Source organism: Haloleucobacter ellipsoideus (assembly GCF_052491725.1).
Window position 1 is genome coordinate 218,323 of the sequence record NZ_JBQWAR010000018.1, and the last position, 25,486, is coordinate 243,808.

The following is a 25,486-nucleotide window of genomic DNA, read 5'->3' on the forward strand; positions in this document are numbered from 1 at the left end:
GGGACAGAGGCGGGGACATGGAATATTATCTTTATGTGCTGCTGAAATTCATCATCGGCTTTGTCATCATCATTGCCCACATGAACATTTCCGGAAAAACACAGCTTTCGCAGATGACGGCGGTGGATCTTATCGGGAACTTTGTTCTTGGCGGAATCATTGGCGGGGTGATCTACAGTGATACCGTGCCGATGTTCCAGTATATCATCGTCCTGTTCATCGGCGTGGGGCTGATCTCCCTGCTGAACTTCATCAGCAAGAACCTCACATCCTTCCGCACGGTGACGATCGGCGAGCCCATCCCCATCATCAAGAATGGCCGGTTCCTGATGGACAATATCGTCCACAAGAGCGGGAAGATCGACATTCTGAATGTGGCATCACAGATGCACCAGCAGGGCATCAATGCCTTTCAGGAAATCTATTATGCGCAGATCGAGCCGAACGGGCAGCTCACGGCCGTGTGTGGCCGGGCGCGCATTCCCTCTGTCATCGTGATGAAGGACGGGCAGATCATCGACGCCAACCTCAAGAGCACGGAAAAAACGCAAGAGGAGCTGCAAAAGGTGCTGGCCGGGCTGCATATCCAGCAGGATGACGTGTTTCTGGGGGAATACTGGGATGGCGGCTTCAGCTTTGTCCTGCGGGACGGGCAGCGGGTGCGCGAGCAGGTTGATGCATGAGGGCGCAAGGGTGATTGCATCCGCCCGCATGACGTGATCTGTCTGCGGGACACAGATGCAGGAGCCTGCGCTCATGAAGCTTTATGATTTCACCATGGCCCCCAATCCGCGCCGGGTGCGGATTTTCATCGCCGAGAAGAATCTCGATATCCCGCGCGAGATGGTGGACCTGACCGTCGGCGCCCATCATGCCCCCGCCTTTCTGCGCCTCAACCCGCGGGCCGAGGTGCCGGTGCTGGAGACGGATGAAGGGGTCTGCATCAGCGAAACCAGCGCCATCTGTCGCTATCTGGAAGCGCTGTATCCGGAGCCGAACCTGATGGGGCGCACACCGCTGGAGGTGGCGCAGGTGGAAATGTGGCAGCGCCGGCTGGAGTTCGGCCTGTTTCAGGCCTTGAGTGCAGTGTTCCGGCATCTGCACCCCGGCATGGCCCGCGCGGAGGTGCCGCAGGTGCCGGAATGGGGCGAGGCCAACCGGCCCAAGGTTCTGGCCGCGCTGGAGTTTCTGGATCTGCGCCTGGCGGAGAGCGCCTATATTGCCGGGCCGCGCTTCACCTATGCGGATATTGTGGCGATCACCACCATCGATTTCATGAAGGTGGCGCAGATCGAGGTGCCGGCGAAGCTGGAGCATCTGCAGCGCTGGCGTGCTGAGGTTTCGGCGCGCCCCAGCATGGCGGTCTGATGGTTCCAGATGAGAGTACAGGCCGCCGGGTGCCGGAATCCGGCGGCCTTGATGCCCTGCTGGCGCGTATCAGGGCCTGCCGGCGCTGCGTGGAAGACCCCATGGGTCTTCCACTTCCCCATGCGCCGCGCCCTGTGGTGCGCGCCTCTGCCACGGCCCGAATCCTGATTGCCGGGCAGGCCCCGGGCACCCGGGTCCATGCCAGCGGCATGCCGTTCACGGACCCTTCCGGAGATCGTCTGCGGGCATGGATGGGGGTGGGCAGTGATCTTTTCTATGATGAAAGACGCATCGCCATCATTCCCATGGGGTTCTGCTTTCCGGGGCTGGATGCAAAGGGCGCAGACCTGCCGCCCCGTCGGGAATGCGTGCGCACCTGGCATGATGAGCTCTTTGCCACCCTGCCGCCTTTCCATCTGGTGCTGGCCGTGGGGCGGCCGGCGCAGCACTATCATCTCCGCCGGCTGGGGCTGGGGGCGTATGTTGCCGGCAGCCTGAGGGACACTGTCGCCGGCTGGCGGGATGTGCGCGCCGCGGGGCTGGCGCTGCCGCGCCCTGTGTGTGTCTATCCTCTGCCGCACCCATCCTGGCGCAATACGGGCTGGCTGAAGCGCAATCCGTTTTTTGAGGCGGATGTTCTGCCCCGGCTGCGCGACGATTTGGCCCGCATCCTGGCCGGGGAAGCGCCTGTACGCTGATGAAGCAGAGCCATTGTGTTGGTTCCGGGCGGGCCGCGCTTATATGAGGGGCTTCCCAGGGATGACGCATCATGCGAAGCAGAGGCATGTTCGAGAAATTCCAGAATGCTGTTTCGCGCCTGCTGGGGCGCAGCAACACGGATGTGCCCACACGGCGCGGGAGCAACGACATGGCTGAGGTGAGCGAGCAGATGGTGCGCGATGCGCTGGCGCAGGTGCGGACCCCGGAAGGTGTGGCGCTGTCTGTTTCGCCCGTGCTCTCCGGCGTTTCCGTTGCCGCCGGCAAGGTCTATCTCACGCTGAACGTGGAGCCGGCGCAGGCGCGGGCGTGGGAGCCGGTGCGGGCGCAGGCGGAAGATGCCGTGCGCGCCGTGCCCGGCGTGGTCTCCGCTCTGGTGATGCTGACCGCCGAGCGCCCGGCCGGCATCGCCACGCACAACCCGGCCTCTGCCCGTCCATCCGGCGGGGCGGCGGCACATGCCCATGCGCCGGGAAGGCCGGCGGCCGGCGGTGCCCCGCGCGGGGCCATCAGCATTCCCGGGGTGAAATCCATCATTGCCGTGGCCTCTGGCAAGGGCGGGGTGGGCAAGTCCACCACCTCCATCAATCTGGCGCTGGGGCTGAAGGATCTGGGCCTGAAGGTGGGGCTGCTGGATGCCGATATCTATGGCCCCTCGGTGCCGCGCCTGACCGGGCTGAACCAGAAGCCGGAAGGCGAGGGCAAGCTCATCAAGCCGCTGGATGCCTTCGGGCTGAAGGTCATGTCCATCGGCTTCCTGGTGGCAGAGGATACGGCCATGATCTGGCGCGGGCCGATGGTGATGTCCGCCATCACCCAGATGCTGCGCGATGTGGCCTGGGGCGAGCTGGATGTGCTGGTGGTGGATATGCCCCCCGGCACCGGCGATGCCCAGCTCACCATGGCGCAGCAGGTGAAACTGGCCGGGGCGGTGATCGTCTCCACCCCGCAGGATCTGGCGCTGATCGATGCCCGGCGGGGCATCGCCATGTTCGAGAAGGTGAATGTGCCCATTCTCGGCGTGGTGGAGAACATGGCCTATTTCGTGTGCCCCCATTGCGGCGGCCGCTCGGATATTTTCGGCCATGGCGGTGCCCATGCGGAGGCAGACCGGCTCGGCGTGCCGTTCCTGGGCGAGGTTCCGCTGCATATGAGCATCCGCGAGCTTTCCGATGCCGGCCGCCCGGTGCTGGTGGCAGACCCGGACGGGCCGCAGGCCGCGCCTTACCGGCATGTGGCGGCTGGGGTAAAGGCGGCGCTGGAAAGGCTGGGCACGGACGTGAAGGCCGCGCCGCGGATTGTCATGGAATAGTCAGTATTGCTGACCTTTTATCCTTTTCCCCTTGTCTTCGCGGAAGGGCTTTTCAGGCAGTAAACAGGGGTTTTTGCTCTGTTTTCAGGTGTGAAAAGCCTTTCTTCTCTTGCCCGCTTTCTTTAAACAGGTGGCGGATGATCTGGCGCGTCTGGCGTGCCGGCATCACCCCGGTGCGCCTGTGCCGCCGGGAGGATCGAGAATACGGATGCCCGTCGGCCCTGCCTGGCGCACGGGTGCATGTTTGAGGAGTGGGCCTGATGAAACGCCGTGAATTTCTCACTGCCGCTGGGGCAGGCATTGCAGCTTCCACTGCGGTTGCCATGCCGGCCATCGCCCAGACCCAGCCGGAAGTGCGCTGGCGCTGCACCGCCTCCTTCCAGAAGTCGCAGGACACGCTCTATGGCACGGTGGAGAATTTCGCCCGCCGCATGGCCGAGATGAGCGATGGCAAGTTTCAGGTGCAGGTGTTCGCGGCCGGTGAGATCGTGCCCGGCCTGCAGGCGCTGGATGCCGTGCAGAACAAGGCCGTGGAGATGTGCTTCACCGCCTCCTATTATTATGTGGGCAAGGATCCGACCTTCGCCTTCGGCAGCACCATTCCCTTCGGCCTGAACACCCGCCAGTTCAATGCCTGGCTCTATTATCAGGGCGGGCTGGAACTGCTGAACACCTTCTACCAGAAGTACAATGTCCACATGCTGCCTGCCGGCAACACCGGTGCGCAGATGGGGGGCTGGTTCCGCAAGGAACTGAAGAATCTGGATGACCTGAAGGGCCTGAAGATGCGTATCGCCGGCCTTGGCGGGCAGGTGCTTTCGCGTCTGGGCGTGGTGCCCCAGCAGCTTGCGGGCGCGGATATCTATCCCTCGCTGGAGCGCGGCACCATTGATGCGGCCGAGTGGGTCGGCCCCTATGATGACGAGAAGCTCGGCCTCTACAAGGTTGCGCCCTATTATTACTATCCCGGCTGGTGGGAAGGGTGCGCGGGCGTCAACTATTTCATCAATCAGGACGAGTGGAAGAAGCTGCCCAAGGTCTACCAGGCCATGGTGGAGGCGGCGGCCGCCGAGGCGAACAACACCCTCACCGCCCGTTATGATGCCGAAAACCCCGTCTCCATCCAGAATCTGGTGAAGCAGGGCGCCCTGCTGCGTCGCTTCCCCAATGATGTGCTGGAGGCAGCCTACAAGGCGGCCAATGAGCTTTATGCCGAGATTTCCGAGACCAACCCGGATTTCCGCAAGGCATGGGACCAGATCAAGGCCGTGCGCAGCAGCTCCTATCTGTGGTGGCAGATCGGCGAGTTCTCCTATGACGACTTCATGGTGCGCGCCCGCGCCCGTGGCGGCTGAGGCGGGGGGCGCTTTGCGCTCTGCATGAACAAAAAGCCCGCGCGACCTTCGCGCGGGTTTTTTCATGGGGCAGCTTTTCCGTTTCCCATGGGATGATTGCGGCCCGGAAGGCTTCCGCCTGTCTGCGGCGCCATCTTCGCCTTGATCTCGAAGAGTTGAAAAACTACTGTCCCGGTGCCCGTTCAGGGCACTGTCCGTTCTTCCCGCCGGGTTCGGGTGGCACGGGTTTTCGGCCTCCGTTTGAGGAATGGCAGAAGGCGCGTGATGTCCGGCCCCGCAGGTTCATTGCCGCGAGACTTCATGATCGACCCAGCCTTGCCCGCCCATATGCGGCCCGACCGTTCCTTTCAGGCCCTGCTGCTGACCCTTCAGCGTTTCTGGGCTGATCAGGGCTGCGTTGTCCTTCAGCCTTATGACATGGAAGTGGGCGCGGGCACCTTCCACCCCGCCACCACGCTGCGCGCGCTCGGCCCCAGGCACTGGCGGGCCGCCTATGTGCAGCCTTCCCGCCGCCCGAAGGACGGGCGCTATGGCGAGAACCCCAACCGCCTCCAGCATTATTACCAGTTCCAGGTCATCCTGAAGCCCTCGCCCGAGAATCTTCAGGAACTGTATCTGAAGTCGCTTGAGGCGATCGGCATTGATCTGGGCCTGCACGATGTGCGCTTCGTGGAGGATGACTGGGAGAGCCCCACCCTGGGCGCATGGGGGCTGGGCTGGGAGTGCTGGTGCGATGGCATGGAAGTGTCGCAGTTCACCTATTTCCAGCAGGTCGCCGGCTTCGAGTGCGCACCGGTATCGGGTGAGCTGACCTACGGGCTGGAGCGCCTCGCCATGTATGTGCAGGGCGTGGAGAATGTGTACGACCTGAACTTCAATGGTCGCGAGGGCGCTGAAAAGATCAGCTATGGCGATGTGTTCCTTCAGGCCGAGCAGGAATATTCCCGGCACAATTTCGAGCATGCCGATACGGACATGCTGTTCGAGCAGTTCCGCATGGCGGAGGCGGCCTGCAAACGCTACATCGAGGCCGGGGATGCCGGCGAAAGGCACCTGATGGCGCTACCCGCCTATGACCAGTGCATCAAGGCCTCACATGTGTTCAACCTTCTGGATGCCCGCGGCGTCATCTCCGTCACGGAGCGGCAGAGCTATATCCTGCGCGTGCGCGAGCTGGCGAAGGCATGCGGCGCGGCCTGGCTCAAGACGGATGCCGGCGGCGTGAACCTTGGCAAGGACGCGGCATGAGCAGCGCAAAGACCCTGGTGCAGCTCGCCGGCCTTCCCGCGCCCGCTATCGATCTTGATTCATCCGTGCTGGTGCTGATCGATGCCCAGCGCGAATATGTGGATGGCCTGTTGCCGCTGGATGGCGTGCAGCCCGCGCTGGCCAATATCGGCAAGCTGCTGGACGTGGCGCGCGCCCGTGCGGTGCCGGTCATTCATGTGCAGCATCAGGCCCCGGCGGGCAGCGGTGCGCCATTTGACCCGGAAGGGGCGGGATACGGCTTTGCCGCCCCGGCCATTCCTCTTGCCGGTGAAGCGGTGGTGCAGAAGACAAAGCCCAGCTCGTTCCATGAAACGGACCTGCTGGAGCGCTTCCGTGCAACCGGGCGCAGCACCATGATCTTCGCCGGATTCATGACCCATATGTGTGTGAGCACGACAGCTCGCGCCGCCTTTCATCTGGGCATTCCCGCCTTTGTGGTGGGGGACGGCGCCGCCACCCGCGCGCTGCCCGACCCGATGGGCGGTGCGGATATTCCGGCCCACATCCTGCATCACGCCGCCCTTGCGGAAATCAATGATTGCTTCGCTGCTGTCGTCTCGACGCGCGCCATTACTGAATAGAGCCCATGCCCGATCTTCTGCTTGAACTCTTCTCCGAGGAAATTCCCGCCCGCATGCAGGCGCAGGCGGCTGAAAACCTGAAGAAGCTTGTCACCGATGCCCTGGTGGAGCGCGGCCTGCTCTATGAGGGCGCGAAAGCCTTTGTCACTCCGCGCCGGCTGGCGCTGGTGGTGCACGGCCTGCCCGGCAAGCAGGCCGACCAGCATGAGGAAAAGAAAGGCCCGCGCGTGGGTGCGCCCGAGGCGGCGCTGGCGGGGTTCCTCAAGAGTGCGGGTCTTGAGTCCATTGAACAGGCGCATGTGCACAGCGACCCGAAGAAGGGGGACTTCTATGTCGCCCATATTCACCGCGCCGGCCGCCCGACCCCTGAGGTGATTGCGGAATTCATGCCGCAGATCATCCGCACCTTCCCCTGGCCCAAATCCATGCGCTGGGGCTCCGGCAGCCTGCGCTGGGTGCGTCCGCTGCATTCCATCGTCTGCACCTTCGGCACGGAGGTGGATGAGCCGGAAGTGGTGCCGTTTGAGGTCGACGGCATCAAGGCCTCCAACATCACCTATGGCCACCGCTTCCTCGCGCCGCAGGCCATCAGCGTGAAGCGGCTGGATGACTGGATGGCGAAGCTGGAAGCCGCCAAGGTTGTGGTGGACCGCGAGCGCCGCAAGGACATCATCCTGAATGACGCCAAGGATCTCGCCCTCGCCCGCGGGCTGGAGCTGGTGGAGGATGAGGGGCTGCTGGAAGAGGTGGCCGGCCTTGTGGAATGGCCGGTGGTGCTGATGGGCGAATTCGAGGAGCGCTTCCTTGATATTCCCGACGAGGTCATCCGCGCCACCATCCGCGCCAACCAGAAGTGCTTTGTGCTGAAGGACCCGAAGACCGGGCGCCTCGCCAACCGCTTCATCCTCATCTCCAACCTTGTGGCGCATGATGGCGGCAAGGCGATCGTGGCCGGCAATGGCCGCGTCATCCGCGCCCGCTTGTCCGATGCCAAGTTCTTCTGGGATACGGACCGGGCCAACGGGCTGGAAAAGAACCTGCCGAAATTCGCGCAGATCACCTTCCACGAGAAGCTGGGCAGCCAGCAGGCGCGTATCGAGCGCATCGTGCGGCTGGCGAAGGTGCTGGCACCAAAGGTGGGGGCCGATGCGGCGCTCACCGAGCAGGCCGCGCTGGTGGCCAAGGCCGACCTGCTCACCGAGGTGGTGGGCGAGTTCCCCGAGCTTCAGGGCCTGATGGGCCGCTATTATGCGGCGGGCGAGGGGATGCCGGCGGAAGTCGCGGCGGCCAGTGAGGAGCATTACAAGCCGCAGGGGCCGGGTGACCGCGTGCCGACCGCGCCGGTTTCCATCGCCGTGGCGCTGGCCGACAAGATCGACACGCTGGCCGGCTTCTGGGCGATTGATGAAAAGCCCACCGGCTCGAAGGACCCCTATGCCCTGCGCCGCGCCGCGCTCGGCATCATCCGCATCATTCTGGAGAACGGGGTGCGGGTGCGGCTGGGTGATTTGTTTAGGCTTGGTGTTTCTGGGGTTTTAGAAACCATTCAATCTTTAGATGTTGAAGCCGCGTTACAGCTCTCAAAGCATATTGGTGAGCAGACAGGACGTATGGATCTCGGAGAGGATGTAGCAACACGTCTAACAGGGAATATTGTCCCAGATGACCCGGAAGATGTTAATAGCTTTGTATTCTTGGATCATCCCCGTTTCCGCTCTAAAATTGATTCTTGTGCTACTGATCTCCTCTCCTTCTTCGCCGATCGCCTGAAGGTGCATCTGCGCGATCATGGCGCGCGGTTTGATCTGGTGGATGCGGTGTTCGCGCTGGAGGGGCAGGATGACCTGTTCCAGCTCGTCAACCGCATGACCTCGCTGGCCCGCTTCCTTGAAACAGAAGACGGCAAGAACCTGCTGGCGGGCTACCGTCGCGCCGTGAACATTCTGCGCATCGAGGAAAAGAAGGATGGGCGCGCCTATGCCGGCCCCACCAATGCCACGCTGCTGAAGCTGGCGGAGGAGGAGAAGCTTGCTTCCGCCATCGAGGATGTGAAGGGGCGGGTGGCACGGGCCGTGGCGGCTGAGGATTTCGAGGCCGCGATGACCGCGCTGGCGGACCTGCGTGGCCCGGTGGATTCCTTCTTCGATGCGGTGACCGTGAATGCGCCCGAAGCGGAACTGCGTGAGAACCGCCTGAAACTGCTGGATGAAATTCGCGCGGCCACCCGTGGCATTGCCGATTTCGACCGTATCGAAGGTTAAGGTTTGCGCGGATCTGAAGCTGTAAAAGGCTGAGCGGATACAGAAAGAGGCCCGGATATGCGGTGATGCGCATTCCGGGCCTCTCGTTTTTGCATCAGCGGGCCTGCGCCTGAAGGATCATTGTTTTGCCAATGGTGGCGCGGGAGAGATTTTGCCGCCTCCACGCAAGCTGGCTGCGGGGGTAATACGCCATTCGGCTACAAGTGAAGCGCATTATTCTGCTGAGGTATCGGGGTATCATATGGCGGATGTGTGTTTTATGTGTCTTGTATCCTGTATTTCAACTTGAGTAATTGAGTATATGTTTTTCTATCACTGGCAATTTTCCGGCGTTTACCAAAATAAAATAATTAATTCACCTTCCATTAATAGAGGTAAACACTCAGGTTATTGTTTTCATTAGCAAAATGTTCATGGCATTGGGCCACTATCAGCCTGTATTGAGTAGTGAACAGGTGGCGTAGAGATGACCGATGCCTGCCGGCCGAGGGTGAAATATGTGATCGGCCCTGATGGTGGCCCGCTCACCATTGCAGACCTGCCACCTCCAGATACACGGCGATGGGTCATCCGTCGCAAGGCGGAGGTGGTGGCGGCCGTACGTGGAGGGTTGCTTTCGCTGGATGAAGCGTGCCGCCGTTATACGCTGACAGTGGACGAGTTCCTGTCCTGGCAGGCTTCCATTGATCGCCATGGCCTGCCGGGCCTGCGCACCACGCGCATTCAGCATTACCGCCAGTGATGGCGCCCGCCTGCGCGGCGCTGCATCGGCTCCTTGAGGGGATCTGATGTTCGCGGTGCGCCGGTTCTTTTCAAGAGTGGATTGATGGTGTCAGGGCTTCCCGCCCTGCACCTCGCTCCCCGCTCGCAAGCGGGTGGGGCTGATGGCATTCAGCCCGGAGCAGCACAAGGGCAGTTCCTCACAAGTCCGGGCGTGTAGATGCCGCCTGACCTTGCCGCTTGATCCGTCCGGCCCTGAGCGCAAAGCCTCCGCGGGGCCGCACAGGAATCAGGCGCGCCATGTTCCATGGCTTTTTCTTGCCGCGCCCGGATTCATATTTTCAGATTTTCCAGAGCACAGTATTGCGCCGCACCTATGCTGCGGGATGGAAAATGCATTGAAGCTCCGGCACATGAATTTTTGCCCCTCTCATCCTGTTGCGCTGCGGCGGTTTCTTGCCTGCGATGCAGCACATCTTGGGGCTTTTCAAAATTTCTGGTTCGGCTATTCTCTTTTCAAGATCGATAGCGAGAGGTGCCCGTGATGACGGAGTATCTGCTCACCATCGTCCAGTTTTGTGCAGCCTTCGGCTTCGTTGGCGCAGTTATACTGGGGTTGGTTTGAGTTCCGGCTCCGCTGGCACCGGCCCGTCATGTGGATGACAGAGGCCCTTCGATCAGGATGACGCCGGAGCGTATCTGCGCTCCGGCGTCATCCGCATTCAGGCCCCTATAAATCGCTTTCGCGCATGAAAGAGCGCATGAAAAAACCGGCCGGGTCGCCCCGGCCGGTCGAGATATGGAAGCGGGCAGGGCCCTCAGCTCATGAAGATGCCCATGATGCCGGAATACACACCCAGGGCGCACATCACGACAGACACCACGATGACCACCCACATATAGGCGCCCTTCAGGCGGTACTTCTCCGGCAGCGCCTTCATGGACAGCACCACAAGGAAGCCGAGCACGATGGGCAGCAGCAGGGCGTTCACAACCTGCACGAAGATGTTCACGTCGATCAGGTTCACGCCGGAGAGCACGACAGACGCGCCGATGGCCAGAACCAGCACATACACCACATAGAACCACGGGGCGGCCTTCAGGCCATCACCCAGGCTGCGGCGATAGCCGGTGACTTCACCAAGGCCCCAGGCCGCGGTGAGGCTCACCACGATGGCAGCCACAAGGGCGGCGCCCACCATGCCGAGAGAGAACAGGATGCGACCGGCCGTTTCACCCAGATGCGGGGTGATGGCTTCGGAGATCTGCTCCACGGTGTTCAGGTCCACGCCGCCTTCATTATTGGCCCACAGCGTTGCGGCGGTGGTGACCAGCATGGCGATCATGACCAGCTGCGTGATAACGGAGCCGATGGCGGTATCCCAGCGGGAGTCCTCCATGTCCTTGATCTTCAGGCCCTTATCCACCACGGCGGACTGCTGGTAGAAGATCATCCAGGGCATGACCACGGCGCCGATATTGGCCGCGACGAGGAACATGTAGTTGGGGTTGGAATAGGGGAAGCTGGCCAGGCCTTCGGCCACCTGCTTCGGGTCCGGGTTGGACATGACCATGGTGACAAGGAACACCAGCTCGAACAGGCCGATGGCGATGGCGATATGTTCCACGCGGCGATAGGAGCCGGTGACAGCCACCAGAATGAGGAAGACAGCCATTGCGCCGCAGGAGACCCAGGTGGGAATGCCCCACATCAGGCCCACGCCGGCGATGCCGCTCATTTCACACACAATCGCGCCCACACAGGCGATGATCAGGGTGGAAACGGAAAGATAGGCCCAGCCGCGACCGAAGTGATGCTCGATCAGCTCGCCATGGCCCTTGCCAGTGACGACACCAAGACGAATGGTGAGTTCCTGCACCATATATACGATCGGGATGAGGATGATCTGGGCAGAGAGAAGAGTGTAACCCCACTGCGCACCACTTTGTGCGGCTGTAATAAGGCTGCCGGCGTCCGTATCAGCCAGCATCACCACAAGGCCGGGGCCCATTACCGCAAGATACGCCATAAAGGCATTGCGCTTTACAGTGGAGGTTGTAGTCGCCCCCTTCGAACTGGATGAGTTTGAATTCTCTGCCATTAAAGTATCCCCCTTCTTTTCTTGTCGTACCAAAGTATGAACAAGATAATGCTCTCGGCAGGGATTATAGCTGGCATGGAAATCCATGCAATATCAGTACCTTAGATCAAATATAAAAGAGGTCCCGCCTAGACTGAAAGTATGAGGTTCCCACTGTTGGAAAAGGCCTCGGGAGCGGTATGTGAATGCTGCAGGGTGAAGGCCGGCTCTTTCAGATGGCGGGTTTTCTGGATCGTAGAGCGGCCTGTCCGCGCATATGTCATATGCCAGAAAAACATGGCTTTAAGGGGGATTTGCTGTCTTCACCCCATCTGTATCCGGCTTAGGGCGATGGTATTCTTATGTTATTTGTCATCAGAATAAACATAAAGCACATTGCTCATGAGGTGATATGTTAAATCTGTGGAGATTTTGGCCGATCAGCTTGTTGCTGATATTCACAGTATATCCATGGCATTTGCTTGATGCGGCTCCAATCGGGAATGCGCCTTCGCCTCTCTTCACCGGATGTTAAACTTTTTGGGGATGAGAAAGCGGGAGGTCGCGCGCTGGGGATGCCTCCGGAAAAGGCGCTCCCGATTCCCGGCCGCGCAAACATGCCTGTGAGTCCCGACAGATAGCGCGAAGGGCCGGCGTCAGCAGGTCACCATCCATCCGCCGGGCCGGACATGTGCGCCCCGGAAATGCGGGCCTTCACATCTTGCCGGATGGATGCGCCGCTTAGAATAATGCGACGGATGGTGTATTCCTCTTCCCCTCGCGGGAGATGATGCTCCCTCAAGGCTCTCTTCCCGGACGATCCTGTTCCGGGTGGGGCCGGGCATTCGTGGTGGATGAGACATCTGGCTGGATGGTGGCAGGTCGGCAAATTCTTTTTGCTTTCAGTGGTGTGCTGGCTTTTGCCTCACCCTCGACCGTCCTGATGGCCGCAGAACCGCTTCCCGGAACCGGAAAGGCTCATGCCGCTTCCCATGTCCGCCAGTGCACGGGCTATGGGGAGAGCTTTGATGGAAAATTCTGGCAGATACCGGGAACGGACACTTGCATCAGTCTCGGCGGGTATCTGTGGGCAGAGGGATATTACAATACATATACCGGCATGCCGCAGCAGGATCACCGCTCTTACAGCATCTCGACCTATGGTTTTGAGCTGGATGCGCGCACCAATACAGAATATGGCCTGCTGCGCAGCATGATGGATCTGCGCTTCCAGATGCGCACCGCGCAGGACTGGGGCTTGTCCATGCCGAATGGCGGTGCTGAGGCGGTGCTGGTGCCCTGGCGCGCCTATCTCCAGTTTGGCGGGCTGACAGCGGGGGTGAAGCAATCCACCTTCGATTTCTACGCCAATCTGAATATCTATGGCACAGACCCTGTAACGGTGGGTGATGAAACCCATCTTCCGATACTGGCTTACACGACGGAGTTTGGCGGCGGCTGGTCCGCGACCCTGGCGCTGGAGGAATCATCCGTGCGCAATGAGGGGATCAGCCATGCCAATGCCGCCATCGCGCGGCAGTTCGCGGCCAGATCGAAACTGCCCGATCTTGTCGGCAACATTCAGCAGAGCGGAGACTGGGGCGAGTTCCAGCTCTCCGGCGCCCTGCACCGGGAGGCGGCCATTGCCACGCAGGGCACGGGCGCTGGCCTGCGCACATGGCAGCAAGGCGCGATCTGGGGCTATGCGGTACAGGCCGGCCTGATGTTCAATCTGCCGCAGATCGCTCAGGGGGATAATCTCTATTTGCAGGCGGCCTATACGGATGGTGCTGTTTCCTATCTCGGCCTCGTCAATCCATCCGGCAATTTCAATCCGCCGGATGCTTTCATCAATTCGGATGGCAGCATCAGTACGGTGAGCGGCTGGAATGCCACCGCGCAATATGTGCATAATTTCAACGCTTACTGGAATGTGACCCTGTTCGGCGGCTATGGCGCATTCGAACTGAACAGTGCCGAGGCGCAGGCCAGCCTGGGTGCTTCCGGCGGGGTCAATTACAACTTTGGCGGAAACATTGTCTGGCAGGCCACATCATCGTTCAGCATGTATCTCCAGTATGATTACAACATGTACAAGGCCAGGGACTATGTGAATACCGGCTATGGCCTGCCGGAGCCTGCCCAGAAGGCGTCCCAGATCCTGCTCATGGCGCAAAGGGTGTTCTGAGCGGGCGGTGGGCCGTGACGGTGCGAACTGTTGCCTGCGGAGGATTTGTCGCAGGCTTGCGGGCGAATGTGTTTGCATCCTGCCACATGGTGAAGGCATACCGGCAGAATGCATGCAGCGCTGCCGCGTTGCACTTCCTGGGGTTGCCAGAGCTTTCGCCATGATGCGCCGGATGAATATTCTCTCCATTCAGTCCCATGTCGCCTATGGGCATGTCGGCAATGACGCCGCGGTTTTCCCGCTCCAGCGTCTGGGTGTCGAGGTGTGGCCCATCCATACGGTCCAGTTCTCGAACCATACCGGCTATGGGGCATGGCAGGGGCAGGTGTTCGAGGCCGGCATCATCGGCGATCTGGTCGAGGGCATTGCCGCGCGGGGCGTGCTGCCCGGCTGTGATGGCGTGCTTTCCGGCTATATGGGCTCTGCCGATATTGGCGAGGCGATTCTGTCTGCCGTGGCCCGGGTGCGCGCTGCCAATGGCAGGGCCGCCTATTGCTGTGATCCGGTGATCGGCGATGTGGGGCGCGGGGTTTTTGTCGGCCCCGGCATTCCGGAATTCATGCGCGATCAGGCGCTGCCCCGGGCCGATGTCATCACCCCCAACCAGTTCGAGCTTGAATATCTGGCCGGCCATGAGGTGGTGGATCTGGCTGATGCGCTGAAGGCGTGTGATGCTCTGCATCGGCGCGGACCGGCGGAAATCCTCATCACCAGCCTGCATACGCGGGAAACGCCGGAAGGCTTTATCGATCTTCTGGCCTCGGGCCCGGAGGGGCGTTTTCTGGTGCGTACGCCGCGGCTCAATCTGGTGCCCAATGGCGCGGGGGATGCCATTGCCGCGCTGTTCTTCTTCCACTGGCTGCGCTCGGGCAGCTCCGCCACGGCGCTGGAGGCGGCTGTGTCCTCCATTTTCGGGGTTCTGGAGCAGACGGAAAAGGCACACTCGCGCGAATTGCTGCTGGTGGAGGCGCAGGAAGAGTTTGTGCGGCCCTCACGGGTCTTCACGCCCGTGGCGATTTGAGGCAGCCTGCGGCATTGCCTTGCCTGTTTGCGGTGCGCCTGCCGGGATGCCGCTTCCATCTGAACCTGAAGGGAGAATGCGATGCCGCGCCGCTTCGTGACGCTGGATGTGTTTACCCAACGCCCCTTTGGCGGCAATCCGCTCGCTGTGGTTCTCGATGCCGAGGGGCTGGATGAAGCGGCGATGCAGCAGATTGCGCGCGAGTTCAATCTTTCCGAGACGGTTTTCGTGTTTCCGCCCCGGCAGGCGGAGAGGCGGGCGCGCCTGCGCATCTATACCATTGCCCATGAAATGCCCTTTGCCGGCCATCCCACGGTGGGCACGGCCATCCTGCTGGCCATGGAGGCCCAGCGCAAGGGCGGCAAAATGGTGCTGGAGGAGATGATCGGCCCGGTGAGCTGCGAGGTGAGCCTGCAGGAAGACCAGCCGCGCCGGGGACACGCCGTTTTTTCCGTGCCGCGCCGCTGCGAGCTGGGCACGGTGGACATCTCGCGCGAGGCTTGCGCGCAGGCGCTCAATCTTCAGCCGGAGGATATCGGCTTTGATGCCCACCGCCCGGTGGTGGCGACAGCGGGCCTGTCCTTTCTCTATGTGCCTGTGGCGAACCTGACCGCCCTTGCCCGCGCCCGCCCGGATGAGGCCGCCTCCCTCGCAACCCTCGGGGCCTATGGCGAGACGGTCTATGTCTACACGCTTGATGAGGAGGGGGATGCGGACTATCGCGCCCGCATGTTCTCTCCCGGCCTTGGCATTCTGGAGGATCCGGCCACCGGCTCCGCCGCCGCGGCCTTTCCCGCCCTTCTGCTGGATGCGGAAACCCGGGTGGATGGTCACCACAAGGTGCGTATCGACCAGGGTGTGGAGATGGGCCGGCCAAGCCGGATGGAACTGGGCTTCAGCGTGCGCGATGGCGCGCTGGTGGAAGGTTCGGTCACGGTGGGCGGCCATGCGGTCATCATCACCGAAGGGGTGCTGCATATCTGACGCAGCGGCATTTTGCATTGTCACATGAAGGGCGTATCCTGCACCGCGATACGCAGAGCGCCGCTGGCAGAACCGCTGTTGTCCCGGGGGCTGACGCCAATCTCTCCCTGTCGGGAGAGGCAGCCTTCAGGGCGCATGGATGAAGAACCATCCCATGCGGCGGGCGGCGTCTTTCTCCGGAACCGGGCAGGCTCGGCCTGATACCCGGGCAAAGCGGGAACCATTCATGACCACGCCTTCCCTGTTCGACACGTTTCAGCTTGGTGCCATGACGCTGGCCAATCGCATCGTCATGGCCCCCCTCACGCGCAACCGGGCCGATGCCCATAATGTGCCCTCCGCACTGGCGGTGGACTATTACACCCAGCGCGCCAGCGCCGGACTCATCATCACCGAGGCTTCCCCCATCTCGCAGCAGGGGCAGGGCTATCAGGACACGCCCGGCATCTGGAGCGATGAGCAGGTGGCGGCATGGCGCGCCATCACGGATGCCGTGCATGCGGCCGGCGGGCATATCGTCATCCAGCTCTGGCATGTGGGCCGCATCTCGCACAGCTCGCTCCAGCCGGGCGGCGGCGCACCCGTGGCCCCTTCCGCCCTGCGCGCGCAGGCCAAGACCTATGTGAACAACAGCTTTGAGGATGTTTCCGAGCCGCGGGCGCTGGAAATCGGCGAGATTGCCGGCATCGTGGAGGATTACCGCAAGGCTGCGGCCAATGCCGTGAAGGCGGGCTTTGATGGCGTGGAGGTGCATGCGGCCAATGGCTATCTCATCGACCAGTTCCTGAAGGATGGCGCGAACAGGCGCACGGATGCCTATGGCGGCTCCATCGCCAACCGCACCCGCTTCCTGCTCGAGGTGATGGATGCGGTGATCGCACAAATCGGCGCGGCCCGCACCGGCCTGCGCCTCTCCCCGGTTTCGCCGGCCAATGGCATCAGCGAGAGCAACCCCCAGCCGCTGTTCAACCATGTGCTGGAGGAACTGGAAAAGCGTCATCCGCTCTATGTGCATGTGGTGGAGGGCGCAACCGGCGGCCCGCGCGACATTGCCCCGGACTTCTCCTTCGATGAGCTGCGCCGCCGCTTCACCGGGCCATGGATGGTGAATAACGGCTATGACAAGGCCCTTGCCGGGAAGGTGATTGCCGAAGGCAAGGCGGATCTGGTGGCCTTTGGCCGTCCGTTCATCTCCAATCCCGATCTGGTGGAGCGCCTGCGCCGGGATGCCCCGCTGAACGAGCTGGACCGGGCCACCCTCTATGGCGGTGGTGCGAAGGGCTATGTGGACTATCCCGCGCTTGATGGCGTGAAGGCGTGAGCCCCGCTTTGGGTTGGAATGAAGAAGAGGACCGGCGCATCGTGCCGGTCCGTGCGCTGGACTTCACGCTGGAGCCCGGTGGCTGGCCGGAAACGGAACCGCATCGGGCCGAAGTGGAGGCGTATTTTGCGATGCGCCTGGCTGCCAATCCGCATCTGTGGAATGGGGCGATTCTGCTGCTGCGCGATGCGGCACTGAAAAATGGCGTGTTGCGCGGGGCTTTCCGCCAGACCGATTTCGCCACCTTCCTGTGGTGGCAGGCGCAGGGCTGGCCGGATATGGGCCTGCGCAATGCCTTTGCCCTGAACGTTCTGGAAGGCTCGGACGGTGGCATTGTGCTGGGTGTCATGGCACCGCACACATCCGCCAGCGGGCGCATCTATTTCCCCGGTGGCACGCCGGACCTGTCGGATGTCACGGCTGGTGGGAGAGTGGATCTGGCCGCCTCCGCCGCCCGCGAGCTGACCGAGGAAACCGGCCTCCTGCCCGAGGATGTCGCGCAGGATCTGGGCTTCACCGCTGTGTATGATGGCCCGCGGCTGGCCCTGCTGAAGCGGCTGGTTTTTGCCATGCCGGCACAGGAGCTGGCCTGTCGCATCCGCGCCTTCATCGCCCGGGAGGAGATGCCGGAGTTCAGCGATGTGCTGGTGGTGCATGGCGAGCAGGATATGGTGCCGGCCATCGTGCCCTTCGCCGCGCATTATCTGCGGGCGCGCTGGCAGGGTGCATGAATCTGATATGTCAGCATGATGAAGGGGCGAATCCATTGACAGGACGCCTGCCGCCCCTTATCACCCGAGCCAGATTCAACACAACAGTGTCGACGAGCCGCGCGGCATGCGCGCCGCGGTCGGCCGAAGGTCAATTGTCATGAAGATCCGTAATTCCCTGAAGGCGCTTCTCACCCGCCACCGTGACAACCGTCTGGTGCGCCGCAAAGGCCGCGTCTTCATCATCAACAAGACCCAGAAGCGCTTCAAGGTGCGTCAGGGCTGATTGCGCTTCCACCCGCCTGCAAGGCAGGCGTTTCGGGTGGAGCATGTTCAGATTGGTTGACGAAACGGGCGGAAGGTCCGACATTCCCCGGATGAATGTCGCGCTTCCGCCCTTTCGTTTGTCTGGCCTGCTGGAAGCAGGAGAGCGCCGGATGAAGTTCTCTTCTCCCTTTGGCCATGGTTCGCATGCGCGGCTGGCCTTTGCCCGCGCCATGGGCGGTGCGGCTCTGGCCATATTGCTCTGCGGATTTGTCGGCCCAGATGAGGCCGATGAGGGGGAGGGGGCTTTGCCTCCATCCGAATTCACCGCGCCCCAGTCTCGGCCGCAGATCCGGCCGGATGATCCGGCGATGGAGTTGCGCGCCCCGCGCCCATCCGCACAGGCCGGAACAGACAAGACACAGCCGGCTGAACCCGAAAGCGCCCGCCCGGCAAAGCCGATGGACCCGCGCGGACGGCTTGAGGCCCTGTTCTCCGCGCTCAGTCTGGCACCGGATGCGGAAAGCGCCCAGATGATTGGCGATCGTCTCGACCGCCTGTTCGCGGAGACGGGCAGCCCGGCGATTGATCTGCTGATGTCCCGCGCCACGGCGGCCCTGCATGCCAAGCAGAATGATCTGGCGCTGAACCTGCTCGATCAGGCCATAGATATCGAGCCGGATGCCCTCGGCCTGCGCGCCCGCCGCGCCACCCTGCATTATTTGCGTGATGATTTCGGCGCGGCCCTTGCCGATATTCGCGAAGTGCTGGCGCGTGAACCGCGTCACTTCACCATGCTCTATGCATTCGCGCTGATTCTGAAGGATATGGGTGAGGACAAGCTGGCGCTGGAAGCGGTGCGCAAGGCGCTTGTGGTGAACCCGCAGTTTGAAAGCGCGCGTGAGATGGAGCGCCAGCTTACCCTGACTGTCGAAGGGCGGGAGGCCTGAGCTTTCAGGCCTATCCGCGGCCTGAGTCTCTCACCATGTGCCGGCGACAGGAGATCGGGGTCAGCCCTGCTCGGCCTGTTTACCTGTCTCGCGCTGCATGATGCGAACCTTCGGGCAGGGCCGCAGAGGAGAGGGGCCGCAGAGCTGTCCTAGTCCTTGCGGGCGCTGGGGGGTGGGGCGATGGGCAAGGGCGGGGCTTCGGCCTGCTTGTTGCTCGCCGTGTTCTGCTGCTGGTTGTTGTCCGTGAGCTGGACCGTCCAGGATCTTTGCTCCTGCGTGTCCACTTCCATGAAGCCGGTGCGCTCGAATCCGCGGGCCAGGCAGTCATTCGCGCCGCGAATTGTGAACTCCTTGTCGCGGGTGCACATATAGGCCTTGCCGGTCCACTCGCCGCCCTGATCGTAATCCACGGCATAGACATAATAATAGCGGGCCATCAGGTCTCCGCGCAGCAGCGTCTCGCAGCTTTCCGCACCGACATTCCACCAGCCTTCCGTATGCCAGACATTCCCCTCCTTGTAGCCGACAGCAATGCCGATACGGCTTTGCGTGCGGTTGCACAGGCGGAACTCGGCATGGGCCAGGCTCGACATGAGGATGGAGCCGGGCAGCACGCCCAGCATGGCGGCGAGAGTGAATGTGCGCAGCCGGCGCAGCAGCATGCGGCATGGCACGGGCGAGGTGCGATCCATGGCGGAGGGGGCAGTATGAACAGAGCTGTGAGACATGTGACCGTTTGTGTGCCTGTCAGAAGAGGCCCCGTCAATCTCGGACAGGAGCTATACAGCCTTGAACATCTTCATCTGTCCACTCTTGTGCGCCGCGATCAGGGCATCATGGAGGCGGAACATGTCGTTCACCTCCTGTTTGCTCCCGTGCGGGCATGATAGAGATGGCTCACTTGTGCGGAATCGGGGGCGCGATATTGCCCCCTTCCTGCATGACAGTGCATGTCATCACCGGCCGCATGCCGGGAACATGTTTCCCGGAACGGCGCGTTGACCCCATATCAAGGAGATCTGCCAGGTGGCGGAAGACGTTTCGGATGCCCCCGCGGGCTTCGCCAAGGAACAGCTGCAATCCTTCATCGAGCGTATCGAGCGCCTTGAGGAAGAGAAGAAGGCCATCTCGGACGACATCAAGGATGTGTTCGCGGAGGCCAAGGGCAATGGTTTCGATGTGAAGGCCCTGCGCACCATTCTCAAGCTGCGCAAGGAAGACGAGGATGCGCGCAAGGAGCATGACGCCATTGTCGAGCTCTATTGCCAGGCACTGGGTATCTATCTGTGAGCTGAAGCCGTTCACGTCATGGCCCCGGCCTTGACGGGACAGCAAAAGAAGCCGGCCGGACATCAGTTCGGCCGGCTTCTTTTTTGTGCCTTGCCCGGCCGTGTGCAGGCGTGCGGCAGGCATGAAAAAGCCCGCCGGCTTCGGGGGCCGGCGGGCCGGATATCTAGGGGCCTGTGCAGGACAGGCGCGCTGTCTGCTTCAGCGCCTACATGCGCCCGGAAAGGGCGATGGCGGGCGGGCTGAAGCTGCGGGTATCAAGAGAGGCAATCGCATCCCCGGTGAAACCCGAGGTCAGGCCGAAGCTGGGATCCTGCGCAAAGCTGGAGACCACCACCTCACGCGGCGCGGAGACGAAGGAGGTGAAGATGCGCACTTCCGGGGTCCGCAGATACAGCGTGTTGGCCAGCCGCGGAGAGAGGAAGAGCTGGTCGAAAGCGATCTTCGGGGTCTGCGCCTGTTCGCGACGGTTGCGGCGGGTTTCCACCGCGCGCCGTGCGGAGGAGGCGGTCTGGGCGGAAGCCATGCGGGTCACAGGCTCAGGCCCGAAAATCTCGCCATCTGCGGCATAGCCCAGTGCACGGGTGCCCTCGCTTTCGGAGGAACCGCGGGTGATGACAGCAGGAAGGGGCGCACGCTCAAGACGGGCAACAGTCACACCGGCCACGGGCGCCGCAAGCTCCGATGGGCGGCGGACCGGCAGGGGGGCTGCGCTGGCAAGGCGGGCATGCGCAGATTCTGCTTCCGTGGCGCGGGCAATCTGGGGCGGCTGGGGCACCGGAGCCTCATCCGCGCGCAGGGCTGCGGGCCGGCTGGCGGGCAGGGGGGCGGCGGAGGCTACGGTTGCCGGGCGCGGGGCGCGCAGTTCAGGCTGGCGCTCAGGCCGGGGGGCAACTTCGGCAACGGCGGTTGCGCGGGCCGGAGTGGCGCGCGGTTCCGGTGCGGAACGCGGTGCGGGCGCTGCCGCCACGGCCGCGGAATCCTCTTCCTCATCATGGCCGCCGCCAAACAGGGCCGCGAAGAAGTTCTTCTTCTTGCCGCCGGAGCTGGAGGCCGTGGAGGACTTGCGTCCCTGTGCTTCCGCAAGGGCGGTTTCATAGCCGGACATCGGCTTGCCATCGGAAGGCACATGAAGGGTCTTGCCATCCGGGAACACGCGGGCGAGCTGCGCGCGGGTCATGCGCGGCCAGTGGCGCACGCTTCCGGTATCCAGATGCACGAAGGGCGAGCCGGAGGTGGGGTAGAAGCCCACGCCGCCGCGCTGGAGCCGAAGGCCGGCGGCGCGCAGGTCTGCAACCGGAACGCCGGGAATAAAGAAGTCCATCGCCTTGCCCATCGTGTGCTGGGAAAGCTTGGCGACCCCCCGGCTGCGCCGGCGCAGCATGGAGTTGGTTTCAGGCGAACGGTAGGAGCTCAGAATGTGGATGGGCGCGCGCGCTCCGGTTTCCTGGGAAACCTCCCACAGAATGTCGAACAGCTGCGGGTCCATCCGGATCTGTTTATCGTTCCGCCAGTCGCGCAGATAATAGTCCATCTGCTTCAGCACGGCGGTGTCGTAACGCCCGTTCTTCTTGAAGGTGAAGGTGGCGGATTCGCCACGATGCATGTGCTTGAAGCTGAGGGTCCGGGTGTCACCATTGGCAACTGCGTTTTGCAGTGCGCTGGTTCCTGCCACCAGGAGCGCCGCGCCGACGAGGCATGCGCGCAGCATGCCTGCGCCACGGCGCAGAAGAGGCATGCGCATGCCAGGGCGCGGAATGCAGGTGGTGGGCGGCGGTGTTGTTGTGGCCAATGTCGCGAACCCGAGACTCAGTTTTGAACAGTGCCGCGAGAAGAATCGCGGCATGAAACGGATGGAGTCTCTCCAGGTCCAGTTAAGGTCAGGTTGACGCCGCAGATTTCCGGGCCGTCACGTCCACACCGCTTCATTCTCATCGCCTCCGGGAAACCCGATGCATCAGGCAACGGGCTTTCGCATGCGTCCGGCCATTTTCAGGCACGGACATCTCCTGGGCGGATATGCCGGTTCAGGCTCATCCTGACAGCTTCATCCCTTATGGAGCCTGTATGGCGGCCGGGCCGGCCTGGGCCGTGCGTCCCCAAGGGATTTCACCTGTCATCCTGTATCGACCATGAGGGCCAATGGAAGCGCAGTATGGACAAAACACGCGGCAAACAAAAGCATGCCTGTGATGGAACGGACACAAGCAAGCTCCTGTCATGACAGATGCTTGCGTCAGGGTGCGGCATCATGTCCCAACTGGTTTCCGCATGGACATGCCCCGCACCCTGATGATGCCGGCTCAGTTCTTCCGGGTTGAGCCCTGCTCCGCCACGTGGCGGCGGCTGTCGAGCCCCAGCCGGTTCTTCACCGCGGCATTGAAGCCGTAAATGTCCTCATGGAAGGAGAGGCGTCCGCTCTCATCGGCCGAGGTGGTGAAATAGACCAGATGCACCGGGATGGGCTGCTTGAGGTTGATATAGCGCTCCTTGGGGCCAAACATCCTGGTGAAGCGCGTCTCATCCCACTTCTGTCCCTCCATCGCGAGATTGAAGAGAACCGAGCCGAAATCGAACGGGTTCTGCACGCGCACGCACCCGGCGCTGCTGGCACGGCGGGCATTGCCGAAGAGCGCCTTGCTCGGGGTGTCATGCAGATAGATGGCGTGATCGTTCGGGAACATGAATTTCACGCGGCCGAGCGAATTGTTCGGGCCGGGCTTCTGCCGGAAGGTGTAGCCGCCGGAACGGGTCTTGGTGACCTCGATCCCGCGACGGGCGAGGGCCTCCGGGTTCCTTTGCAGCATGGGCATCATGTCCCGGCGCACAATGCCGGGGGGCACGGTCCATGAGGGATTGATGACCGCATAGGAAATGGGCTTGGTGAGCAGCGCTGTCGGCGTATCCGCCTTGCCGACAACCACACGGGTGGAGTGGATGGCCCGGCCGTCGGAATAGATGCGCAGCATGTATTCGGGAATGTTCACCACCACATGGTGCTGGCCCATGTCCCGCGGCAGCCAGCGCCAGCGCTCCATATTGGCGATGATGTCGGCCGTGGCGCCGGCGCCGCGGCTGCTGCGCTGGTTCAGCGCCTGCACGGTGGCGCTGCCCACCATGCCGGTGGGCTTGATATGCATGCGGGTTTCCTGGAAGGACTTCACCGCTTCCATCAGCTCCGGGTCATAGGTCCGCTCATCGCCCTCGCCGTGCGACAGGCCGAGGCGGGCGCGCAGGGCGGGCACGCGGTCATCATGCTCGCCGGGCCGCAGCAGGGGGCCGGGCGGAATGGTCACCTGCTTGGCCGGTTCCCTCTCTGTCATTGAGGCGAGAACAGCCTTCAGGCGCAGATAGCCCGGATGCGGAGGATTATAGGCCGCCAGCGCTGCATTGGGGTCCCGGGCGGAGGCAAGGTCCGCCAGAATCGCCTGGGGATGGGGAATGTCCCGGGTCGGCGTGACCATGGCGGAGATGCGGGTCGGGTTGAACCGGCCGGATTGCGCATGGCGGGCATAGGTGAGCGCCGCGACCGCAAGATCCAGCTCCGCCTCGGCCAGAGCCGGGGCCTGCGCCCCCGCAGCCGGCGCCTTTGCGGGATAGTCCGCCGGGTTCAGCCCATCCTCGCCAGCGGCCCGAAGGCGCTTGAGAATGGCCGAGCCGCGCGCAGTGATGCCCTTTTCATTCATGAAAACAGGCTCATAGCCACGGGCGGCATAAAAGACGAACAGCGCCTGACGCTCATCACTGGTCGCCGCCAGCTTCTCGGGCGAGAGCAGGGCCGTGGCCAGGGCATCAGCGATGGGGGAGAGCGCCTTGGCGGGCGGAGCGGAAGCCGCTCCCTGTACGGGGGCGGCCGGTGTGGTGGCGGGTGGCGGTGCCGTCTGGGCCGAGGTGGCTGGCGGGGCGCCGGCAGAAGCTGGGCCGGCAGCGGATGTTCCGGCAGGCGCGCTTCCAGCCGGGGCGGTGCTGGCCTGCGCGGCAGGGGTTGCCGGGGCCGGAGCATGGGCCGGTGCTGCTGTCTGGGCTGCGGGAGTGGCGGCGGCCTGTGGCGCGGGTGCGGCATCGCCCGCACTGTCGATGCCACCACGGACCGGCGCTGGAGCCTGTGCTGAACCGGAAGGTGGAACAGCGGGTGAGGCGGCCGGAGCAGGGGGCTCGGGTGCAGCAGGCGTGGAAGCCGCAGCGGAAGCCGCAGTGCCGGCCGAGGTGGCAGGTGCTGTCGCGGCTGCGGGAGCAGCGGTAGGGGCCGGGGCCGGCTGCTCAACCTTGGCCTCGGCCTTGGGCGGGGCGGTTGTGACGGGGGCAGCGCTTTCTGCGGCAGATGACGGTGCGGCCGCCGGTGCCCCGGCCTGTGGCGCGGAAGAGGGCTTCTCCACGGCGGAGGGAACAGCGGAGGGAGTGGCGGCGTTGGGGGATGTGGCCGCCGCCGGTGCTGTTGCTTGCGCCGGTGCGGATGCGGGTTGAGCGGGGCCCGTGCCCTGTGCGGGAGTACGGGGCTGCGCCGGAGCGGCAGACGGTGCCTCACGGGTGCCCATGCCGGCGCGATCCGTGGTGACGGGAATTTCAGGGCGCGGGCCGTTCAGAATTTCACGTGCTGTCACCGCCGCGGCAGAAGGGCCGGGTTTGGGCTGTCCCTGCTGCGCCAGAGCCGGATGCGCCAGAAGGGCCAGGGCAGAGGCCGCAATGCACAGGCGCATCACTGCGCCGCGCAGCATGCGAGACGGTGCAGCCTTGCGCGCGGGCAGCGCCAGAACATGGAACGACCCTGACTGATTCTGTGTAACACACTGAAAATGCTCGTTCCGCCCGCCGGCCCGCATGGCAACCTCCTTCACACCTCTCGCCCCAACCCATGTGGTGCAGCGACAATCCTAAAGGATCAACTCACAGCAGGGTGTTTGGGCCGGCATTTTGGGGGGCTGTTACTCCGCCGCAACAATCTTTCCACGGATAAGGGGATGGCGCGACAGCCGGATGCAGCAGGGCTGATTCGGGAGGCCGTTTCATGCACATCCCCTGCGGTGGTGCCGGAGGGATAGGCGCCGATGGTGCCATGGTGCCCTTCAGCGGCGGGTCGCATCACCCATCATGGTTAAC

General features: G+C 62.9%; 22 protein-coding genes. 18 read left to right on the plus strand and 4 right to left on the minus strand.

Going from position 1 to position 25,486, the window contains the following annotated elements; translation table 11 throughout:
• Positions 1 to 17: 17 nt before the first annotated feature.
• The 10 genes from ACT6QG_RS08285 (at position 18) to ACT6QG_RS08330 (ending at position 10,128) form a co-directional block, all read left to right on the plus strand.
• Positions 18 to 683 carry a DUF421 domain-containing protein gene (locus tag ACT6QG_RS08285; protein WP_444977101.1) on the plus strand — a complete coding sequence of 222 codons (666 nt, stop codon included), beginning with the start codon at positions 18 to 20 and terminating at the stop codon, positions 681 to 683.
• Positions 684 to 756: 73 nt separating this feature from the next.
• Positions 757 to 1,368 carry a glutathione S-transferase family protein gene (locus ACT6QG_RS08290; protein ID WP_444977102.1) on the plus strand — a complete coding sequence of 204 codons (612 nt, stop codon included), beginning with the start codon at positions 757 to 759 and terminating at the stop codon, positions 1,366 to 1,368.
• Between the two features lie 101 nt (positions 1,369 to 1,469).
• Positions 1,470 to 2,066 (plus strand): uracil-DNA glycosylase family protein, encoded by a 597-nt coding sequence (locus ACT6QG_RS08295; RefSeq protein WP_444977103.1) that lies wholly within the window; start codon positions 1,470 to 1,472, stop codon positions 2,064 to 2,066.
• 170 nt (positions 2,067 to 2,236) lie between these two features.
• Entirely contained in the window at positions 2,237 to 3,397 is a 1,161-nt protein-coding gene (locus ACT6QG_RS08300) for an Mrp/NBP35 family ATP-binding protein (RefSeq protein WP_444977427.1), read from the plus strand.
• A gap of 260 nt (positions 3,398 to 3,657) precedes the next feature.
• On the plus strand, positions 3,658 to 4,752 hold the full coding sequence (locus ACT6QG_RS08305; protein WP_444977104.1) for a TRAP transporter substrate-binding protein: 1,095 nt from the start codon (positions 3,658 to 3,660) through the stop codon (positions 4,750 to 4,752).
• Positions 4,753 to 5,079: 327 nt separating this feature from the next.
• On the plus strand, positions 5,080 to 6,000 hold the full coding sequence (locus ACT6QG_RS08310; RefSeq protein ID WP_444977428.1) for a glycine--tRNA ligase subunit alpha: 921 nt from the start codon (positions 5,080 to 5,082) through the stop codon (positions 5,998 to 6,000).
• Positions 5,997 to 6,602: a cysteine hydrolase family protein gene (locus ACT6QG_RS08315; protein ID WP_444977105.1), complete on the plus strand. Its 606-nt coding sequence runs from the start codon at positions 5,997 to 5,999 to the stop codon at positions 6,600 to 6,602. The genes ACT6QG_RS08310 and ACT6QG_RS08315 overlap by 4 nt, the downstream gene beginning before the upstream one ends.
• Before the next feature lie 5 nt (positions 6,603 to 6,607).
• Entirely contained in the window at positions 6,608 to 8,863 is a 2,256-nt protein-coding gene (gene glyS, locus ACT6QG_RS08320; protein ID WP_444977106.1) for a glycine--tRNA ligase subunit beta, read from the plus strand.
• Between the two features lie 466 nt (positions 8,864 to 9,329).
• Entirely contained in the window at positions 9,330 to 9,605 is a 276-nt protein-coding gene (gene sciP, locus ACT6QG_RS08325) for a CtrA inhibitor SciP (RefSeq protein ID WP_444977107.1), read from the plus strand.
• A 142-nt stretch (positions 9,606 to 9,747) separates the two neighbouring features.
• Positions 9,748 to 10,128: a hypothetical protein gene (locus ACT6QG_RS08330; RefSeq protein WP_444977108.1), complete on the plus strand. Its 381-nt coding sequence runs from the start codon at positions 9,748 to 9,750 to the stop codon at positions 10,126 to 10,128.
• 273 nt (positions 10,129 to 10,401) lie between these two features.
• Here ACT6QG_RS08330 and ACT6QG_RS08335 read toward each other — a convergent pair whose 3' ends face one another.
• On the minus strand, positions 10,402 to 11,613 hold the full coding sequence (locus ACT6QG_RS08335; RefSeq protein WP_444977109.1) for an NRAMP family divalent metal transporter: 1,212 nt from the start codon (positions 11,611 to 11,613) through the stop codon (positions 10,402 to 10,404).
• 994 nt (positions 11,614 to 12,607) lie between these two features.
• On the opposite strand from ACT6QG_RS08335, the gene ACT6QG_RS08340 reads away from it, so the two are divergent.
• The 7 genes from ACT6QG_RS08340 (at position 12,608) to ACT6QG_RS08370 (ending at position 19,102) form a co-directional block, all read left to right on the plus strand.
• On the plus strand, positions 12,608 to 13,852 hold the full coding sequence (locus tag ACT6QG_RS08340) for a porin (protein WP_444977110.1): 1,245 nt from the start codon (positions 12,608 to 12,610) through the stop codon (positions 13,850 to 13,852).
• Between the two features lie 172 nt (positions 13,853 to 14,024).
• Complete coding sequence (pdxY, locus tag ACT6QG_RS08345; protein WP_444977429.1) at positions 14,025 to 14,873, plus strand: pyridoxal kinase PdxY; 849 nt, start codon at positions 14,025 to 14,027, stop codon at positions 14,871 to 14,873.
• A gap of 81 nt (positions 14,874 to 14,954) precedes the next feature.
• Positions 14,955 to 15,857: a PhzF family phenazine biosynthesis protein gene (locus tag ACT6QG_RS08350; RefSeq protein WP_444977111.1), complete on the plus strand. Its 903-nt coding sequence runs from the start codon at positions 14,955 to 14,957 to the stop codon at positions 15,855 to 15,857.
• Positions 15,858 to 16,083: 226 nt separating this feature from the next.
• The gene (locus ACT6QG_RS08355; protein ID WP_444977112.1) at positions 16,084 to 17,178 is read left to right on the plus strand and encodes an alkene reductase; all 1,095 of its coding nucleotides are present in this window, start codon (positions 16,084 to 16,086) and stop codon (positions 17,176 to 17,178) included.
• 8 nt (positions 17,179 to 17,186) lie between these two features.
• Entirely contained in the window at positions 17,187 to 17,909 is a 723-nt protein-coding gene (locus tag ACT6QG_RS08360; RefSeq protein WP_444977113.1) for an NUDIX hydrolase, read from the plus strand.
• A gap of 139 nt (positions 17,910 to 18,048) precedes the next feature.
• Positions 18,049 to 18,174, plus strand: coding sequence for a type B 50S ribosomal protein L36 (gene ykgO, locus ACT6QG_RS08365; RefSeq protein ID WP_444977114.1), 126 nt, complete (start codon positions 18,049 to 18,051; stop codon positions 18,172 to 18,174).
• 151 nt (positions 18,175 to 18,325) lie between these two features.
• Positions 18,326 to 19,102: a tetratricopeptide repeat protein gene (locus ACT6QG_RS08370; RefSeq protein ID WP_444977115.1), complete on the plus strand. Its 777-nt coding sequence runs from the start codon at positions 18,326 to 18,328 to the stop codon at positions 19,100 to 19,102.
• A 149-nt stretch (positions 19,103 to 19,251) separates the two neighbouring features.
• On the opposite strand, the gene ACT6QG_RS08375 is transcribed toward ACT6QG_RS08370, so the two are convergent.
• Positions 19,252 to 19,794, minus strand: coding sequence for a DUF1036 domain-containing protein (locus ACT6QG_RS08375; protein WP_444977430.1), 543 nt, complete (start codon positions 19,792 to 19,794; stop codon positions 19,252 to 19,254).
• A gap of 334 nt (positions 19,795 to 20,128) precedes the next feature.
• On the opposite strand from ACT6QG_RS08375, the gene ACT6QG_RS08380 reads away from it, so the two are divergent.
• Positions 20,129 to 20,392: a DUF2312 domain-containing protein gene (locus ACT6QG_RS08380; protein WP_444977116.1), complete on the plus strand. Its 264-nt coding sequence runs from the start codon at positions 20,129 to 20,131 to the stop codon at positions 20,390 to 20,392.
• Positions 20,393 to 20,597: 205 nt separating this feature from the next.
• On the opposite strand, the gene ACT6QG_RS08385 is transcribed toward ACT6QG_RS08380, so the two are convergent.
• Together ACT6QG_RS08385 and ACT6QG_RS08390 are read right to left on the minus strand one after the other, a co-directional pair.
• Entirely contained in the window at positions 20,598 to 22,100 is a 1,503-nt protein-coding gene (locus tag ACT6QG_RS08385) for a peptidoglycan L,D-endopeptidase MepK (RefSeq protein WP_444977117.1), read from the minus strand.
• A gap of 592 nt (positions 22,101 to 22,692) precedes the next feature.
• A complete protein-coding gene (locus ACT6QG_RS08390; RefSeq protein WP_444977118.1) occupies positions 22,693 to 25,104 on the minus strand; it encodes a L,D-transpeptidase family protein in 2,412 nt (803 codons plus the stop codon).
• Positions 25,105 to 25,486: the final 382 nt, after the last annotated feature.

Excerpts from the sequence above, each read along its gene's own strand:
- ACT6QG_RS08390 (WP_444977118.1), bottom strand. The coding sequence starts at position 25,104 with ATGCTGCGCGGCGCAGTGATGCGCCTGTGCATTGCGGCCTCTGCCCTG.
- ACT6QG_RS08300 (WP_444977427.1), top strand. The coding sequence starts at position 2,237 with ATGGCTGAGGTGAGCGAGCAGATGGTGCGCGATGCGCTGGCGCAGGTG.
- ACT6QG_RS08370 (WP_444977115.1), top strand. The coding sequence starts at position 18,326 with ATGAAGTTCTCTTCTCCCTTTGGCCATGGTTCGCATGCGCGGCTGGCC.
- sciP (WP_444977107.1), top strand. The coding sequence starts at position 9,330 with ATGACCGATGCCTGCCGGCCGAGGGTGAAATATGTGATCGGCCCTGAT.
- ACT6QG_RS08315 (WP_444977105.1), top strand. The coding sequence starts at position 5,997 with ATGAGCAGCGCAAAGACCCTGGTGCAGCTCGCCGGCCTTCCCGCGCCC.
- ACT6QG_RS08340 (WP_444977110.1), top strand. The coding sequence starts at position 12,608 with ATGGCCGCAGAACCGCTTCCCGGAACCGGAAAGGCTCATGCCGCTTCC.
- ACT6QG_RS08350 (WP_444977111.1), top strand. The coding sequence starts at position 14,955 with ATGCCGCGCCGCTTCGTGACGCTGGATGTGTTTACCCAACGCCCCTTT.
- pdxY (WP_444977429.1), top strand. The coding sequence starts at position 14,025 with ATGAATATTCTCTCCATTCAGTCCCATGTCGCCTATGGGCATGTCGGC.
- glyS (WP_444977106.1), top strand. The coding sequence starts at position 6,608 with ATGCCCGATCTTCTGCTTGAACTCTTCTCCGAGGAAATTCCCGCCCGC.
- ACT6QG_RS08285 (WP_444977101.1), top strand. The coding sequence starts at position 18 with ATGGAATATTATCTTTATGTGCTGCTGAAATTCATCATCGGCTTTGTC.
- ACT6QG_RS08305 (WP_444977104.1), top strand. The coding sequence starts at position 3,658 with ATGAAACGCCGTGAATTTCTCACTGCCGCTGGGGCAGGCATTGCAGCT.
- ACT6QG_RS08295 (WP_444977103.1), top strand. The coding sequence starts at position 1,470 with ATGGGTCTTCCACTTCCCCATGCGCCGCGCCCTGTGGTGCGCGCCTCT.
- ACT6QG_RS08355 (WP_444977112.1), top strand. The coding sequence starts at position 16,084 with ATGACCACGCCTTCCCTGTTCGACACGTTTCAGCTTGGTGCCATGACG.
- ACT6QG_RS08330 (WP_444977108.1), top strand. The coding sequence starts at position 9,748 with ATGGCATTCAGCCCGGAGCAGCACAAGGGCAGTTCCTCACAAGTCCGG.
- ACT6QG_RS08375 (WP_444977430.1), bottom strand. The coding sequence starts at position 19,794 with ATGGATCGCACCTCGCCCGTGCCATGCCGCATGCTGCTGCGCCGGCTG.
- ACT6QG_RS08385 (WP_444977117.1), bottom strand. The coding sequence starts at position 22,100 with ATGCTGCGCGCATGCCTCGTCGGCGCGGCGCTCCTGGTGGCAGGAACC.
- ACT6QG_RS08310 (WP_444977428.1), top strand. The coding sequence starts at position 5,080 with ATGCGGCCCGACCGTTCCTTTCAGGCCCTGCTGCTGACCCTTCAGCGT.
- ACT6QG_RS08290 (WP_444977102.1), top strand. The coding sequence starts at position 757 with ATGAAGCTTTATGATTTCACCATGGCCCCCAATCCGCGCCGGGTGCGG.
- ykgO (WP_444977114.1), top strand. The coding sequence starts at position 18,049 with ATGAAGATCCGTAATTCCCTGAAGGCGCTTCTCACCCGCCACCGTGAC.
- ACT6QG_RS08335 (WP_444977109.1), bottom strand. The coding sequence starts at position 11,613 with ATGGCGTATCTTGCGGTAATGGGCCCCGGCCTTGTGGTGATGCTGGCT.